Origin of the sequence: Caballeronia sordidicola (assembly GCF_002220365.1) — a bacterium.
Classification (GTDB): Bacteria; Pseudomonadota; Gammaproteobacteria; order Burkholderiales; family Burkholderiaceae; genus Caballeronia; species Caballeronia sordidicola_C.
In genome coordinates this window covers 1-17,785 of record NZ_MTHB01000131.1, presented here as the reverse complement: position 1 = coordinate 17,785, position 17,785 = coordinate 1, and the positions used below count along the sequence as shown (strand labels likewise).

The 17,785-nt window shown below is 57.0% G+C and carries 9 protein-coding genes and 1 pseudogene; 8 read left to right on the top strand and 2 right to left on the bottom strand.

Annotated elements, in window-relative coordinates:
• Positions 1-327, top strand: a 327-nt coding sequence (locus tag BSU04_RS21570) for a transposase (protein WP_144021301.1), incomplete at its 5' end; no start/stop codon positions are given.
• Positions 328-1,076: 749 nt separating this feature from the next.
• Here BSU04_RS21570 and BSU04_RS21565 read toward each other — a convergent pair.
• A pseudogene (locus BSU04_RS21565) lies at positions 1,077-1,894 on the bottom strand (IS5 family transposase).
• 1,046 nt (positions 1,895-2,940) lie between these two features.
• On the opposite strand from BSU04_RS21565, the gene BSU04_RS21560 reads away from it, so the two are divergent.
• The 7 genes from BSU04_RS21560 to BSU04_RS21525 all read left to right on the top strand — a co-directional run bounded on the left by BSU04_RS21560 (position 2,941) and on the right by BSU04_RS21525 (position 15,981).
• The gene (locus BSU04_RS21560) at positions 2,941-6,717 is read left to right on the top strand and encodes a chemotaxis protein CheB (protein ID WP_089162517.1); all 3,777 of its coding nucleotides are present in this window, start codon (positions 2,941-2,943) and stop codon (positions 6,715-6,717) included.
• Positions 6,718-7,909: 1,192 nt separating this feature from the next.
• Positions 7,910-9,301: a Do family serine endopeptidase gene (locus tag BSU04_RS21550; protein ID WP_089162519.1), complete on the top strand. Its 1,392-nt coding sequence runs from the start codon at positions 7,910-7,912 to the stop codon at positions 9,299-9,301.
• Positions 9,302-9,587: 286 nt separating this feature from the next.
• Positions 9,588-10,337 (top strand): hypothetical protein, encoded by a 750-nt coding sequence (locus BSU04_RS21545; RefSeq protein WP_089162516.1) that lies wholly within the window; start codon positions 9,588-9,590, stop codon positions 10,335-10,337.
• 338 nt (positions 10,338-10,675) lie between these two features.
• Positions 10,676-11,971 (top strand): class I SAM-dependent methyltransferase, encoded by a 1,296-nt coding sequence (locus BSU04_RS21540; RefSeq protein ID WP_089162518.1) that lies wholly within the window; start codon positions 10,676-10,678, stop codon positions 11,969-11,971.
• 112 nt (positions 11,972-12,083) lie between these two features.
• Complete coding sequence (locus BSU04_RS21535; protein WP_089162515.1) at positions 12,084-12,911, top strand: ferritin-like domain-containing protein; 828 nt, start codon at positions 12,084-12,086, stop codon at positions 12,909-12,911.
• A 233-nt stretch (positions 12,912-13,144) separates the two neighbouring features.
• On the top strand, positions 13,145-13,480 hold the full coding sequence (locus BSU04_RS21530) for an HdeA/HdeB family chaperone (protein ID WP_089162514.1): 336 nt from the start codon (positions 13,145-13,147) through the stop codon (positions 13,478-13,480).
• Positions 13,481-13,764: 284 nt separating this feature from the next.
• Positions 13,765-15,981 carry an amylo-alpha-1,6-glucosidase gene (locus BSU04_RS21525; protein WP_089162513.1) on the top strand — a complete coding sequence of 739 codons (2,217 nt, stop codon included), beginning with the start codon at positions 13,765-13,767 and terminating at the stop codon, positions 15,979-15,981.
• Positions 15,982-16,026: 45 nt separating this feature from the next.
• On the opposite strand, the gene BSU04_RS47775 is transcribed toward BSU04_RS21525, so the two are convergent.
• The gene (locus BSU04_RS47775; RefSeq protein ID WP_256983170.1) at positions 16,027-16,152 is read right to left on the bottom strand and encodes a hypothetical protein; all 126 of its coding nucleotides are present in this window, start codon (positions 16,150-16,152) and stop codon (positions 16,027-16,029) included.
• Between the last annotated feature and the right edge of the window lie 1,633 nt (positions 16,153-17,785).

Sequence of the window (17,785 nt, the reverse complement as noted above, 5' to 3'; positions counted from 1 at the left end):
AAGGGCTGGATCTCATGGGCGAAGCGTTGTCGGCTTGAGCCGTTCAGGCGGCTGGCCACGACGCTCAAGGAGCGTCTGCCGGGCGTCGTGCGCGGCATGCTCGACGGTCGCAGCAATGCCTATGTCGAGGCGATGAATGGCATGCTCCAACAAACCAAGCGGGCCGCGCGCGGATTTCGAACCGTGAAGAACTTCGTGGCCATCGCCTACCTCCGCATGTCCAGGCTAAAACATTTGCCGCAAAACCCTTTGCGTCCCGCCGCCTCGCGTGATCAAGGGATTAAACGCTATCGCGCCAGCCGTCAAGTTCCACTCAAAACGGCATAGAGCCCGTTTCTCCGTGTGCGCATTTGGGCGCTGTTCTGATGGATAGCATCACAGCAAAAGTGGTGCAGCTTTAATCAGTCGGCGACAACCCACTAATAAATCGAGTGATTGGCTGAAGGGGCTTGTTGACCGTCGGCGGCAAACAAGGTCGGCAAATTTTCTGGATGAACGTTTTTGGCGGGCCAGTTCTATTGAAAGGTTTCGGTCCGAACCAGCGCGTATCACATAATCGATTTGAAAACAATCGCTAAGACTCCTGTTCGTTGAACCCGGCAAGATGAGAGCAAGGAAGGCGGAAGCAGTAAAGCGCGGATTGCGCAATTTGGTGTCCAATCGATTCGCAAACGAGCGAGCATGGAAACAGTACGGACGCACGGGTGTCACCAATTTCTCAAGAGACGGCTAATCTTATTGCGAGTTCAATTAAGCGATTTTGGCGGGCATCAAACGTCTTGGTCTGAAAAAGGATTTACCTCTCGACGGATAGTGCGCGTAACCATCATATTCGTCGGTACGGTAACGTACTGCCGTGTATTCGGGGTACGTTTGTCGTTTGGTGAACCGAGCAGGGCGTTCTGCCGAAGCGTGTGGGGCGAGCGATAGCGTGAAAGCTGAGTGCCTTTGCACATGACGGCCACGATTTCCGATTAGACGAAATGCACATCGAATACCGTGCAGATACTCGTTTTTGGACAGGGGATGTACTTCGCTAAAATGGATGACCTCCATCGACCTCCTAAGAGGCCAGTTCAAAAAGGCCGCTCCGTACGCCTGATGATGTTCCAGCAGACGAGGGCGCAGCCGAATTTCAAGAATGCTTCGTGAATTTCAGCTCAGCGATCGAAGCGTATGCGAAGACGACGGAAGTTGTGGAGCCACGAGTGAGTCCGTTCAACGACCCAACGGAATTTTCCCAGACCACTGCCATGTTCAGTGCGTCGCCTTGCGATCACCGGTTTGATGCCACGCTCGCGCAATCGTTGACGATGCGGATCGGAATCGTAACCACGATCGGCATAGATGACCTTGGGTCTCTGAAGTGGTCGACCGCGCGCGCCGCGGATCGGGGGAATCGCGTCGACGAGCGGCAGCAATTGGGTGACGTCGTTGCGGTTCGCGCCGGTCAGAATGGCGCTGATGGGAACGCCATTGGCGTCTACGAGGATGTGGTGCTTGGAACCGGGTCGCGAGCGGTCCGTGGGGTTCGGGCCAGTTTTTCGCCCGCCCCAACAGCTCGCACCGACGAGGAATCGACGGCAGCGTATGAAAGATCGATCTGCCCGGCCTCGCGCAACTTGTCGAGCAGCAGTTCGTGCAGTCGATCCCATACTCGTGCTTTGCGCCAGTCGTTCAATCGTCGCCAGCAGGTCGCGCCGGAGCCAAAGCCCAATACGGTCGGCAGGTGGTTCCATCGCAGACCGGTTTTCAACACGAACAGGATGCCATCCAACGCCGCCCGATCCGATACGCGTGGGCGACCAGGATGCTCTTTGCGCCGGGGCTTGGGAGTCGGCAGTAACGGTTCGATCAGTGTCCACAATTCGTCATCGATGATCGGCGCTTCCATCCCTTGGGTTCCGTTGTTCAGATATCCAAGGTTAACAGCTTGCCGAGAAAGTAAACAGCCCCCTCAGGGGTTTTTGAACTGGCCTCTAAGGCTGAAAGACGCGCACGCGGACTCTTTGCGCAATGGCACCACGGACGGTTAGTTCGACGAGTTGATCTCGCAGCACCAAATCGCGAGTTTGTTTTTATCGTTCAGCGCTGAAGAGAAGCCATGAAGAAGCGATTAGCGATTAGCGGGTTCGGAGGTGCCTTCACGCAGGTGTCCGAACCGAGTGAGTTTGGCAAGTTTGTTTTCATGGTATCGGTCACGGATTATCGGTGGCAGATTGCATGCGAAAGCTCACGTCGGAAATAACAAGACCAGTAAGCTTCTCGACCGTAGAGATTACGGAGTGTCTCGAACGCGCGGTTTAGAGGTACGGCGTCGACGTACACTGGACTATCCTCGATTACATCGCGAGTGAGCGTTGTTGAGACCGTGGATCGAGGGGCGGTCGTGGCCCATCATCGAAACCAAAGTTTTCCAAAGAAAATCAACCTGCACCGTCCGATTTAACCGGAGCAGAGAGCGGGTCGAATCGGCGGTTCTCGCCTACTTGATGACTGACGTAATTCAAAGCCCGCCAATGGATGACGAGTGCAGATTGGGTCTTCCCAAGCAACCAACGCGGTGAGGGTTGAGGAGTGTCGTACCAAATGGCATGTAAGATGTGGCCTCATAGGTTGGGTGTCGTTTTACGGAATTGAAAGCGATGAGTCAGGATCCGGTCGGAATATTCCTGGGACGCACCCGTACTCCCACATCCAAGGGTCGGCTCGGTGCGTTGGGCAGGTGTATTGCCTAAAGCTGATGTCCATTCGGCCTTTCCGAGACATACCCGATGCGCTAGGCAGCCTAAAATTAGATGAACAAGCGCCTTCCAGCAAGCATGCATTTGAAATCTTGCGCGGCCAATGACATCTAGTACGAGGCAACGGATGCTTGCTCGCAAGCATCGACTACATCACTTCAGCCTCCCGTCCGAGGCGACTTTGGAACCAAATGTGATGTCAGATATCTCCCGGCATAATCCGGCGGCAGGGCAACCAGCAGCCAGTGACAGCCTGTCATTGCCTGTCCGTGATCTCCGTCATTCGCCAGGGGCGTTTCTGGTTGTCGCCATCGGCGCATCGGCAGGCGGCCTTGAAGCCTGCAGAAAGCTCGTGGATGCCCTGCCCGCACCTACAAGCATGGCCTTTATCTTGGTCCAGCATCTCGATCCAACCCACGAAAGCATACTGGTAGAGTTGATCGCCAGCCACACGTCAATGACGGTGGTGCAAGCCGTCGACGGAATGTCGGTTGAACGTGAACACCTCTACATCATTCCTCCCGGTGTTTATCTCGCTGTGGGCAATAACGCGCTACATCTCTCTCACCCTCAAGAGCGCCATGGCGCACGCCTGCCATTCGATTTTTTGCTGCATTCGCTAGCCGTGGAATACGGCCCGCGCGCCATCGGTGTCGTCCTGTCGGGTACCGGTGCGGATGGCAGCATCGGACTGAAAGGTTTGAAGGACAAAGGTGGCTACGTGATCGCGCAGAATCCTGACGAAGCCGAGTATGACGGCATGCCGCGAAGCGCAATCGCAACCGGGGTAGTGGATCTCGTGCTACCGGTGGCTACGATTGCCGATGCGCTGATCAAATACGATCGGGGCATGATGCTTACGCCAACGCAGAACGATTCGATAGAAGTTGATACGACGGAGGATCTAGATAGCGGTCCACACGCGTTGGATCGGGTCATTGAACTTCTCCGCACAAACACCGTACACGATTTCACGCTTTACAAGCCGGGAACGCTGAAGCGTCGCATCGAGCGACGCATGGCGATGGCCGGAGTTGTGAATGACGACGTGGATCAGTATCTCAAAATGCTAGGAACCAACGCGGGTGAACTTGAACTCCTCGCGAAGGACCTTCTGATCAATGTCACCAGCTTCTTTCGTGACCCGAGGGTCTACGATTTCCTTGCGCAGAAAATTATTCCTGAACTGCTCAGCAGTCACACGGACGACCGTCCCCTACGCGTCTGGGTAGCAGGATGTAGTACGGGAGAAGAAGCCTATTCGATCGCGATGCTCTTTATCGAGGAGATCGCAGTCTCGAAACGCAATATAAAAGTCCAACTACTCGCTTCCGACGTGGATCCGGATGCTGTAACGACCGCCCGGGAGGGTGTCTATCCTGAAACGATCCAGGCGGACGTGTCGCTTGCACGCCTTAAGCGCTTCTTTTCGCTGGAGGATCACCATTACCGCGTCTTGCCTGAGTTGCGTGCAGCGATCGTATTCACTGTTCAGGACGTGCTTGCGGATCCGCCCTTCTCGCGTCTCGATCTAGTTTCCTGTCGAAACCTTCTCATCTATTTGCGCTCTGAGTCCCAGGACAAGGTAGTTTCATTGTTTCATTTCGCACTGCGCGAGGGGGGCGTTCTGCTGCTGGGTAATGCGGAGACGGCCGGCAACGTCGAAGGCCGCTTCGAACTGATTTCCAAACAGGAAAGGCTGTATCGACATATCGGTCGCAGCAGGCCTGGGGATCTGAATTTCTCGATGTCTACCGGTGGTGGCGTTCGAGTCCCCGCAGGTCCAGGACCGGGGCGGGCACCCGTGCGCCAGTCTGCTCTCGCCGAGCTTTGTCGCCGGTTGGTGATTGAGCGTTATGCGCCAGCGGCCGTGTTGGTCAATCGCCAGCACGAGTGTCTTTACTCTCTGGGCGCGACGGATCGTTATCTCAGCGTCGCACCGGGGCAGCCCACTCACGACCTCTTCGCCATGGCGCGACCGGGTGTGCGAAACAAACTCCGGTCGGCGATCCAGCAGGCCACTCAGGAAAACGTGCGCACCATCATCACAGGCGGCCGAGTGACCTACGATGGCCGTGCCTTGGCGTTCAGAATTGATGTCCAGCCCGTGATGATGGAGGGCGAGGCGTTGTTGTTGGTCTGCTTCATCGACGAGCAACAAGTCGAACTGAAACAAAAGCCGGAAACCGCTCATTCCATCGAGCCGCACAACGAGGCACGGGTTACCGAACTGGAGCAGGAACTCGAAGCCACACGGGCGGAACTGCAGGGCGCCATTCGCAATCTTGAGATATCCAGCGAAGAACAGAAGTCAATCAACGAAGAAGCCTTGTCGGCCAATGAGGAATTTCAGTCCACAAACGAGGAATTGCTCACCTCCAAGGAAGAGTTGCAGTCGCTTAACGAGGAGCTTACAGCCCTTAATGGGCAACTTCAGGAAACCTTAGAACGGCAGCGGACAACAAGCAACGATCTCCAGAATGTTCTGTACAGCACGGATGTTGCGACACTCTTCCTAGACACCGAGCTCAAGATCCGCTTCTTCACGCCTGCTACCAGATCGCTATTCAGTGTTATTCCGAGCGATATCGGTCGGCCGCTGTCGGACCTGAATTCGCTCGCGAACGATGGTGCACTCCCGACCGATGCGCAGGCAGTGCTGCACAGCCTAGTGCCAGTCGAGCGGGAGATCGAAACCCGAGGCGACATGTGGTTCACTCGACGGATACTGCCCTATCGCACCGAGGACGGTGGGGTGGGCGGAGTCGTGATCACCTTTACGGACATCACCGAGCGCAAGCGTACGTCGAAGGCGCTGGAACTCGCCAGGAAGCAAGCCGAACTGGCGAATATCGCGAAGTCCCGCTTTCTTGCGGCTGCCAGCCACGACCTGCGTCAACCGCTACAGACGCTTGCCTTGCTTCAAGGGTTACTGGCAAAAACGGTCGAGGGTGACAAAGGGCAGGACTTGGTGACGCGGCTCGATGAAACGATAAGCGCGATGTCTGAGATGCTGAATACGCTGCTCGACATCAACCAAATCGAGGCGGGCACGGTCCACGCAGAGATGGTCAGTTTCCCGGTTAACGACTTGCTTCACCGGCTGAAGAATGAGTTTAGCTTTCAGGCACAAGCAAAGGGAATCGTCCTCCACGTCGCGACCTGCAGTCTCACGCTATACAGCGATCCCCGTCTTCTCGAACAGGTGATCCGGAATCTGCTGTCGAATGCCTTGAAATACACACCGCACGGCAAGGTACTGCTGGGCTGTCGGCGACGCCATGGGACGCTGAGCATCGAAGTCTGGGACACAGGAGTGGGGATTGTAAAAGGCGAACTTCAGGCGGTCTTCCAGGAATATCATCAGATCGATAATCCCGCGCGCGAGCGTAGCCGGGGCCTAGGCCTGGGTCTGTCGATCGTCCAACGGATCGCTGATTTGCTAGGTTACCGATTGCGGGTTAGCTCCCAACCGGGCAAAGGTTCAGCATTTGCTATCGAGATCGACCTTCCGGCGCCCGGAGCACTAACGCAGTCTCAGAGCCCTCCGGCACAAGTGCGAGATCAGGAAGCGATCGAATGCACTCGTCGTTCGGGCATGATTCTCATCATCGAAGACGATCCCGAGGTGCGTGAGGCACTTAAACTGGTTTTCAGCGAAGAGGGACACCATACGATGGAAGTGCCTGATGGTGCCGCCGCGCTCGAATTGCTGGCGCAAGGAGGCGCCGTACCAGACTTGGTGCTGGCCGACTACAACCTGCCGAACGGCATGAACGGAGTCCAAGCGGCGATGAAAATTCGGGAGAAGCTGCATTGTGACCTGCCAGTCATCGTTTTAACCGGCGACATCTCAACTGAAACCTCGCACGATATCGCGCTTCACCATTGTGAACAGTTCATTAAACCGGTGAAGTTCAAGGATCTGTCGAATGTCATCCAGCGCCTGCTGACAACACCACGCGTTTCATAGCAACCAAGCGATGTTCTCGGTTAAATGTCGGCCTCGCGCATCCGTTCAGAAAACCTAATGAAAACAGACCGACGTACGTTTGACTTTGAGTGAGTCATGAGTGAGTCAGACTAGCGGCAACAGCGAACGGCCGCTGTCAGGTGAGCTTCAGACCATAGCAACGGTGGCTCGGCTGTCCGCAGATGGCACAGCGACCGATGGTTGATCGCCATCCGGCGGCGGCTGGGCTCAAACTTCAGTCTGCTCCACCATCTTAAGCGCATCATCTGCCCCAATGCCAAGAGAGATACCACCGAGGTAAAGGGGAAACGTTGCAGAGGGTTCGTTCCATTGCCGCGCCAGCTTCATCCATGCTCGATGCCGAGCAGCCGCGGTGCTAGCGCCGCGCCGCCTTCGCGCGTCACTGCATCATGGTTCCATAGGAAAACAGGTCGCAACAACGACGCCAATGCATTTGTCCATGCACGGTTCGTATGCACGCACCGGTCATAGTGGACCAGGGTAAGGTTTCGTCCGTCGGTCAAAAAGCTCCACCGGCCTGCGCCTTCGACATCGCCACTGGCTTCTCCCTCCAGCGCAACCAACTTATGCCAATCCCGATCTTCTGAAACCTTCGACCAGTTGCCTGAGTCCTGCGATGCCGCAATTGCAGAGAATCATCACGCGCCTGCCATTCTGGAGCCAACGATTGCACAGTTGATGCTGCTCTTTTCCTAGCATACGACAGGGTAACCTAATGGCACTCTCCGTTGGTGGTGGCAGTTCACCTCATTTTTCTTCTGATCGGTTCCGGATTGCCGCCACATAACTGGAGACATTAATGGTCGATAAGCATAACTGCGTATACATGGGCGTCGAGATGACTTTCGACTTGAGCGGAGATGCTGAAAATGGAGTTTACGTCGCCGCGCAGTGGATCAGGGAGACTACGCAGGGAAGCCCGATCGAGGTGCCGATTGACGGTGTCTACACAGGGAGCTTCCGCAGTATGGAAAATGCATTCGATGCGCTATTTGATCGTATGAGGAAAGCGATCGACCGCGAGGTCGAAGCCGGTCGGACAGCCTCATCGCGCATGCAGGATCGATGCGTACAGCATTCATTCGAGCGGTTTGACCTTAAGTTGACGTTAAGTGGTGGCGCGTACGTTAGGCATCTTCGCAGCGAGCGCTCCCTCACCGGTACAAGAACCATGACCAGAAGAAATATTTCACGCGGCGCCCTGACCGTCGGCGTTGTCGCAGCTTTGGCAGGGGCCTACGGGTTAGGCCACCGCGATGCCGATGCATCGCAGGTTATCAAAACTGCCAACGTGATTACGCCGGCCGAATCCGCGGCACGCGTCGGCACACCGGAATTCTCGGACATTGTCGCGACCTACGGGCCCGCCGTGGTCAACATCAGTGCGAAGCACGTTGCCAGTCCGGGGGGCTCGGAAGACGCCGATGGGAATAAGCCATCGACGGAGAGTCTGGGCTCAGGTTTCATCATCAGCCAGAGCGGCTATATCTTGACGAATAACCACGTTGTCGACGGCGCGGACGTGGTCACCGTGAAGTTGAAGGATAGGCGCGAATTTCGGGCCAAGGTGATCGGCGCCGACAAGCAGTCGGATGTCGCTGTGTTAAAAATCGACGCAGGCGATCTGCCCACGGTCAGAATTGGTGATCCGGCCAAAAGCAAAGTTGGCGAACGGGTGCTCGCAATTGGCTCGCCCTATGGTCTCGACAACACGGTCACGTCCGGCATTATCAGCGCGAAATCACGTACGCTGCCTGGAGAGGGTTACACACCGTTCATCCAGACCGACGTGCCGGTGAATCCGGGCAATTCGGGGGGGCCGCTGTTCAATGGGAAGGGCGAGGTGATCGGTATCAACTCAATGATCTATTCGCGCACAGGCGGCTTTCAGGGCCTGTCGTTCGCGATTCCGATCGACGAAGCGATCAAGGTCAAGAATGATCTTGTGAAGAACGGTTACGTGAGTCGCGGTCGGCTCGGCGTCGCTGTGGGACCGGTGGACCAGTCCGCCGCTCAATCGTTGGGGATGAAAAAGCCACAGGGTGCACTGGTTGCCTCGGTCGACCCCGACGGCCCGGCCGCTGCAGCGGGGATACAGGCAGGGGATGTGATCCTCTCGGTCAACGGTACGCCGGTGCCGGATACGGGCGATCTGCCGGCGCAAATCGCGGGAATGTCGCCAGGTACAACGGCGGATATCGGCATCTGGCGCGATGCTGGCGAGAGGAGCCTGTCGGTCAGGTTGGGCGTGCAGCCCGGTGCGACGCAGCAAGCGGGCGCCGCAGCGCGGCCGGCGCATGCGCGACTGGGTGTTGCGGTCCGGCCGCTTTCGCCGCAAGAGCAGAGCGACGCGTCCTTGTCGTCCGGTTTGCTCGTCGAACAGGCACAGAATGCAGCGGCCAACGCGGGGATCGAGCCCGGCGATGTGATTCTTGCTGTCGACGGCGAGCCCGTCGAGAACGTGGAACAGCTCAGGAAAATGATTTCCGAGGCCGGCGACAGCATCTCGTTGCAGATCCAGAGAGGCGGTGAGCAGATGTCTGTTCCGGTCAAACTGGGTTAATGCAAGAGGGAGGGCGGGGAACCAGGATCGGGAAAACAACGACGACGAAACCGGAACGCATGCCGCTCTCGCAGACGTCGGGATTAAATGTGGCTATATGAGTAGATTCCGAGTCTATCGCCAGCGTCAATTCAGTTTTATGATTTTTCGTATTGACGGCTAGAACGGCTTGGTTGGTTAGCGCGCACTGCTCGACGATCTCCCCTAAAAATCGCTATCGGAGTATTTTCATGCGCTAGTTAAGAGATATAGATGCAGCATTTTCTATATGAAAGGATAGCGAATCATGTTACGAAGCATAGGGGATTTGATCGAATCTTGCGTGACCTGCCCGGATGATGACCTTGGCAAGGTCGAGCAAGTCTACTTCGATGTCCGGACCTGGGCGATCCGCTACTTGATCGTCGATACGTCAGCGTGGGGCTATGGGGCAAGCATCTGGGTGCCAGGCTGTTGCATTCGCCAGATGGATTTCGCTTCAAGCGTCGTTAAGTTGAACCTTACGCAGCACGAGATGTTAGGTAGCTCGTCGATAGATACGCAGACGCCAATTTCCCGCCTACAGGAAGGCATGATCTTCGATTACTACCGGTGCAAGCCATATTGGGAAGAGGATTATTTCCAGGAAACCTCGCCGCATCCCGAAAAGTCAGTCAATCCGCCAGCAGCCCTCGAAGCCGACGCAAACGCGCGTGTAACGCCGCAGACGAACGCCCTGAACGCCACGCCCCACCTGCTGAATACGAAACAGGTAGGCAGGTTCACGATCGAGGCGTTGGACGGGCCAATCGGTCACATTCGAGACTTTGTGTTCGATGACGGGACGTGGCTAATACGTTACCTGACAGTCGATACGCGGGACTGGTGGCAAAGCGAAAGCGAAGTGCTTCTGTCAACCGAATCGTTCAACAGTATCGATTCGACTACGTCAACTATTTCTACTACCCTCAGCCGCGACGCAATCAAGCGCAGCCCCACATACATAGATGCTGTTCCCCTTAACCGCATGTACGAGACCCAACTCCATAAGCCATGAGGTCAGGAACGGCAATGGCCTTAAGCTATCGAAACTGCCGGCTCAAAATGTTGAATTGAGATCTGCGAATGCTTAACGATGCGATCCGCTAAACATGAGTATCTTCCTCGGCTACCGCTTTGGTTTCGGGCCGCGAGTAGGTAAGGTTGATAGCAATCACCAGAAGCTAAAGAAGCGCCGTTCGAATACCGATGTACTGCGCACTTGAGTAGTTTCCGAACCTATCGCACGGGCCTACTTCGCGGTTATGGTTTCCGGTACGGTCCGCCCGAGCAACCGAAGTCCCGATCACGGCATAGTACTTTGTGGCCGTCACCCGAATTACAGAGGTGGAATTCATGTCCCTTTCTAACCGCTTGATTCGGCGCGCAGAGCAACGCCTTGCTGGTTTGCCGTTGCCTTGCTCGGTCCTGCTCCCTAGTGGGCAACGCTTGGGTGCCGCACAACCTCGCCTTGCATTTATCGTACGCGATATGCGAGCGCTGATGCATCTGGCGCAGGGTGCGATCGGCCGGTTAGCGGAAGATTACGTGGAATGGCGCCTCGAGATAGAGGGGAATATGCGCGACCTTATGGTGACCGCATCGGCATTATTCGGCAACGATCCTACGCTGGAGGCGGGAAGCTGGTGGCCTCGCTTCGTGCAGCGCACCCAACGCAATATCTGGGAGCGCACCCATCACAGTCGACTGAAGGATGGCGCGCAGATCCAGCAGCACTATGACGTTTCAGACGACTTCTACGCACTGTGGCTTGACCCGAGACGCGTTTACTCCTGCGCTTACTTCGCCAACCCCACCATGACCCTCGCCGCGGCACAGGAGGCGAAGCTCAACCAGATCTGCAAAAAGCTCCGGCTGCACTACGGCGAGCGTTTCCTCGACATCGGTGCCGGCTGGGGCGCGCTCCTGCTCTGGGCAGCGGAACATTATGGAGTCGATGCTACCGGCATAACCCTATCGAGTAATCAATACGAGTATGTCAACAGGCTCATCGAACAAAAGGGCCTGCAAGGCCGGGTGCGGATACTTTTACAGGACTATCGCGACATCGACGAATCAAGGCCATTTGAAAAAGTAGCGTCGGTGGGTATGTGCGAACATGTTGGCCGACCTAACCTGAGTCGCTATTTTCGGAAGATACACCGAGTGCTCAAGCCCGGTGGCCTTGTAATGAACCACTGCATCACCGCCGGTGGGACGGGCCGCTCCCAGCTTGACGGCGGAATGGGCGATTTCATTGAGAAATACATTTTTCCCGGCGGCCAGCTCGTGCATGTCGGCGTCGTGCTGGACGCCACGACGTCGGGGAACCTCGAACCGCTGGACGCCGAGTGTTTGCGCCCGCACTATGCCGAGACGCTCTGGCGCTGGGCCGACGCATTGGAGTCGCATCTTGCTGAAGCCCGGCGAGCGCTTGGCGCTAATGCGGAGCGGATCATACGCGCTTACCGCTTATACCTCGCCGGTTCCGCGATGGGATTCGAGCACGGCTGGACGTCTCTGTTTCAGGTTCTTGCATCGCGCCCGGATGGCGTCGTCGAGCCCCGTGAGCAGGCCTCAAGCCGACTCCGTGCTACCCAAAGCGGGTATCCGTTCAATCGAGCTGATATGTGCGAACACAATCGTTCATAGCGTCCCGGTGCACGGCGTGATAGCCAAACCATCAGCAGACGGAATCGGGCCGGCCGCTTGCTTCGTCGGTATTTGGCTTACGGCCAAGAGTCGTCGAAAATCGGAGAACACCTTGGATCACGGTCGTCGCGCAGTGGGGTCACACTGGTGTCTCCAGGATTTGAATTTTGCCAGCATTGATATCGCACGTACCCGAGAGCGCGACGATATCTTCGCTCTGGTGTGCAGTGCTTCACTCATCGAAAGCGGATCGGATCTCTATACGCACAATTTGGTGCGTTATTTTGCTAAGGATGCGGAAGTCTGCGACTGGCTGCAAGATCACTGGGAACCGGAAGAGCTCCAGCACGGACAGGCGCTGAAGGCCTATGTGCAGCATGTGTGGCCAGAATTCGATTGGAATAGTGCGTATGCCGATTTTCTGAAGCAGTATTCGAAGCTTTGTACCGCCGAAAATCTTGAGCCGACACGGGGCCAGGAATTGGCCGCGCGTTGCGTCGTCGAAATGGGGACAACCACTTACTACCAAGCGCTAAATTCAGTGTGTGATGAACCGGTTCTTCGGGGTCTCGCATGGCGCATCCGGAACGATGAGTTGCAGCACTACGGGCGTTTTTACAGATATTTTCTCAAGTATCAGTCGCAAGAGCCTGTGAGTAGGTCGTTGGTCGTCGCGGCCCTTTGGCGGCGCTTGGCCGAACTGCGCCAGAGCGATACCGAAATCGCCTTACGTTGCGCTGCCGACTGGCGATTCGGCGAGCGAAAGGCGCCTCCTTCGTTCGACGCAATCCGGAAACAGGCTTTTGGATTGGTGAGGGTACAGTACCCCATCAAGTTAGCCATGCGAATGACACTCAAACCGCTGCAATTGAACCCGCGCTTCCAGCGTTGGACGGAGCGGCCGATAGCAGCGATCGTTAGCCGGATCATGTTGAGTTGATGTGGTGAGGGGGCCGCTTCACCGTATCTTCGACAGGCCGATAAGTTGAGCTTGATCCAGATCATCCTCGATCTGATAAGTATTGCGGTGGCATGGGTTTGGGATCCGGTACGACACCGTACAGACATCATTGCCGACAGCGCGCATCTTGCTACTGAGTCAGCGGTCGCTGACGGCCGTCCAAGATGTATCGTCTTACGGACTCTTTATCGTTCGATCGTCAGGGAAATGTCATGAGAAAAATCTTGCTTGGAGTAGTCATGGCCGGCTTAGGCCTGTCACAGATTGCGTTTGCGCAGTCGCCCATGAAAGTGCAGCCGGGAAAGATGAAATGTGAAGATTTCGTTGCGCTGGACGACAACTACAAACCCGCGTTGGTGTATTGGGCTGCGGGTGTCGACAGGCTTGGCGTCAAAGAATCCGATGAGCTCGTTGTCGACAACGCGCACCCGGTTGCATTGGTCGTTGACGAATGCAAGAAGACGCCAAAGACGTCCTTTATGGGTAAGGTCAAGCAGTTGGCGAGGTCGGGGCGATTCAATGTCGTGGACAAAGACGATCATCATTAGGGGGCGAGGGATTTGTCCGTCGTGATGCGTCGGGTAACATTCTCCAGTTAGGCAACACCACCGGACCTAATCATTGTCTCTGCCCAGATGCCGACGGCCCGGCGCGTTCAGGTCTGGTCGTGGCCTGGTACGGCAGCGTGCAGACACCCAAGCCGTCCGCGTACACCTTGTTCCTGTGTGGGGCGGTCGTGAACGCGGGCGATGGCGGACCGGGGTAAGGCGCACTTTCACTGCGACGACATACCCACGCGAGCCGAATCTAGTAGCAGTACGCAAGGATAAACATGTCGGTCGAAATCAGGGTGGGTCCAGCACAACTCGCGATTCACCAGGGGCACTCAGTCCTGCTCTGCGACACGGACGGGCAAATCCAATGGCCGAGCGACAAAGGTCTGTATTTCTACGACACCCGGATGATCAGCAGTTGGTCGGTCTACGCCAACGGTGAGCCGTGGGATCTGCTCAACGGTGGTGCGACCACCTCCTATGCCGAACGCATTTTTCTGGCCAACCGCGCACTCGTCACGGAGGCCGGCCCGATCAACTCGCATACGATTGGGCTGATGCTCAGTCGTCATATCGGCGGGGGTGTGCACGAAGACGTAGATCTCACCAACTACGGCGCATCAAAGGTGCGCTTCAACTTCGAAATCGCGGTGCGCTCCGATTTCGCCGACATTTTCGAGGTCAAGTCCGGGCGGTTCGTTCGACGCGGAAACATTGCGACAGAATGGAACCGGGACCACCAGCGTCTAACGACCGCGTACCAGAATGGCGCTTTTTCCCGTGAGGTGACGGTGACGGCGCGTAACGGCGACGCGCCGGCAGGGTACGCCAATGGACGTATCACGTTTGACGTCGAACTGGCTCCTGCTGGCACTTGGCACACCTGCCTCATGTACGATCTGCTGGACGGCAAAGAGTGCTATCCGGCGCCGGAAAGTTGCATGGACGCGGTCGGCGACCGGTCGGAGAACAGTAAGCGCCTCGCTGCCTGGCGCGATGCCGTACTCAAGGTCGAGAGTAGCAACGATGGCTTCAGAAACCTTTTTCGGCAGGCGGTCGACGACATGTTCGCGTTGCGCCTGCCTATCCTCGGGACTAACCCCGACCAGACGCAGCTTGTAACGGCTGCCGGGCTGCCATGGTTCGTGGCCTTGTTCGGGCGTGATAGCCTAGTCGTCTCGCTGCAGACGTGGCCCGTCTACTCTGACTTTGCGCGCGGAACGCTGGATGCGCTGGGTGCGGCCCAGGCGACCGAGCGCGACGAATATCGCGACGCCGAGCCCGGCAAGATTTTGCATGAACTCCGTCTGGGGGAGCTGGCAAACCTCAAGCTGATTCCCCACACGCCGTACTACGGCACCGCGGACGCAACGCCTCTCTATCTAATCGCGTTGCACAATACCTGGTGTTGTACCGGCGATCTCGAACTGCTCAGGCGTCATCTGCCGACCGCCGAGCGTTGTCTGGATTGGATCGACAGGTATGGCGATCGCGACGGTGACGGCTTTCAGGAGTACGCTACCCGTTCGGCTGCCGGTCTCGAGAACCAGAGCTGGAAGGACTCCGGCGATGCCCTGGTGTATCCCGACGGGACCCTGGTCAAGGGCCCAAAGGCACTCTGCGAGTTGCAGGGCTATGTGTATGATGCGTGGCTGCGGATGGCGCAGATCTATGATGTGCTTGATGATCCTGCCCACGCAGGAACCCTGCGGACGAAAGCCGCTGCGCTTTTCACACGGTTCAACGAGGCATTCTGGGACGAGGAGAGCGGCTTCTATGCTTTCGCGCTCGATGGCGAGAAGAAGCAGGTATTGAGCGTCGCATCCAATCCGGGTCATTGTCTGTGGTCGGGCATCGTGCCGCCCGAACGCGCCGGGCGTGTGGTGGCGCGGCTCATGCAACCGGACATGTGGAGCGGTTGGGGCATCCGCACTCTGTCGGCCAGTCACGCGGCCTATAACCCTTTTTCTTACCAGAAAGGGGCGGTGTGGCCACATGACAATGGCCTGATCGCGCAAGGATTCAAGCGCTATGGCTATTCCGCGGAAGCTGCCCGCGTCGCGTTCGACGTGTGCGAGGCGGGGAGCTTTTTCAGGCTGAATCAGTTGCCCGAGCTCTATGCCGGACTGCACCGAGACGACGCGAATTTCCCCGTTCAATATCCGGGTGCGAACGTACCGCAAGCGTGGGCGGCAGGATCGGTGTTCTCGCTGTTACAGGCACTCCTCGGCCTGCAACCGGACGCGCCCCACGAGATGCTCTACGTCGATCCAGACCTGCCACCCTGGCTGAGCGATCTGACGCTCAGGGACTTACGCGTCGGCACGCAGACCTTCGATATCCGGTTCTCGCGCGTCGGCGAGAAGACGCAGTTTGACGTGCTAAAAGGTAATCCGGCGGCAGTTGCCAGCCGTGACATGACCGTGTGGGGCGACTTGCTGAAACGTGAAGTCGTTGGCGCATCCGCTCTTGCCAGGCAACCGGTTGGCGATTGAAATGTGCCGGCTCTCCAGCCTTGCGTTATCCCTCCATCATCCGGGTCACAGATCGCGAGCTTTGCGTTGCGCCTGGACCTGGTCTTCGGAGAGCCGTGCTTCGTAGATCGAACGCGGCTCGATTGAACGCGCGACGAGGGTGGCAGTCACCACGGCAACGAGCAATGACACGATGAACGAGCGGTCGTGACCCGAGTTCGATGATCAATACCACGGCTGACACGGGTCCCTGAGTGGTGGCTGGCGATCGCCGCGCTCGCCAGCTTCGGGGCGCCTCCTCGCCCGAGCGATACACCCATACCTGCCACGATGACGGACGGGACGGCACTGCCGAGCGCGCGAATGGCGGGTAAGCGTCCGGCTGAGAACCAGATTGCCTCCGTGATGTCGATGCCGTTCACAGGGCTGGACAACCGCACCAGCACCATCTGTCCGATGCCCGTCGGAACGCCTGCACCAGCAGCACCGGGACATGCCACCGGGCCCCCGCCTCAGCAGCCGCATCCAGCAAGGTGTTTGCTGTGCAGCTTTTCCGCTCGGAACAATGGACTCGGGATTTCGCGCGTGCTCCTGCCGCATGTATTCGAGTTGTCCGTGCAATCCAGCAGAACGATTGCTGCTAGGGCAGGCGACCTGAGAGTGCGCCGCGCTGTCGTAAAAGCAGTCGCCGAGTTTCACGGCGGAACGGTCTCGGCAACCAATGCCGGGCCGGGTACCGACAGCGAATTCACCCTCAGACTGCCAATCGTCACGAAGCGCTGCGATGCCTGAGATTCGAGGTGAGCGGCAAGCATGCTGTCGGATAGGACGGCCGGACGCAGCGTTCTTCATGCAGATCGCCGCGGGGTTTGGTGGCGCCCCGGCGTAGGCCGGCGAACTATAATTCAGGTAACGCCAGTCAGTGTTGTGTCGGGCCAATATCTCTGCCTCTTGCCACCCAGACGTATGCTTGCCGACCAGTCAAGGGTGTTCGTCACTCGGTCCATATTGACGTGGCAGGATCGGACAGCGAGCCTCTCCAAATGCCGTTTCCGGGCTATCCGCCTGCTGATCAAACGTTTGGACGATCGGACGATCAGGATCCGATGGTCGTGTTTCGGCTGACCGAACTCCGCCGGAACCTTTATGATGCGGCCTTTCGAAGCCATAGTGGGAGATGGGACCTCATGCCGGGCTCACGGCCGCTCGATGAGATGGCTCAGGGGTCGTCACGCTCGCGCAGTCTTATTTACAGGCAGATCACTATTAAAGCTAATTTGCGGGATCCTGTACTAGGATGCAGCGACGGAAATAGCCGGACGCCTTTTGACATAGGCTCGTTCTAGCGTTTTTTTCCGGCGCAAAAGTCTCATCAATCTGCGAGTGGGAAGTGAAGGTGCGGGAATCAGCGCTTTTAACCGAAGCCGGTCATGCAATTTACGTAGGAAAGTGGAAGCACCGGAACCGGCCCGTGGTCCTACGCGGGGTTGTCAAGTGACACGGGAATAGGAGTTTACAAGTGCACGCAACATACCAGCGATCGTTGAATCAAGAATGCCGGCGTCGTCGTTCCCTTCTGCAAGTACCGGTAATGCATCGTTCAAGGTGAGGCGCGTCAGTTCTCTATGCCCCTCCTTTAGTATGACAAGCCCGTCCCTCTCCAATATTGCGGAAAAGTCACGCGATCCCACTCGTACAAAGACTTCCATGTTCCACCTCGAAAACGGCCCAATGTAGCTTCGAAAAAAACATAACAACGATCTTGAACAGTTTGGCAACCAGACTGCTGGATAGCACGGGCAGCTTATCGCTAAGCGCTTGTCGG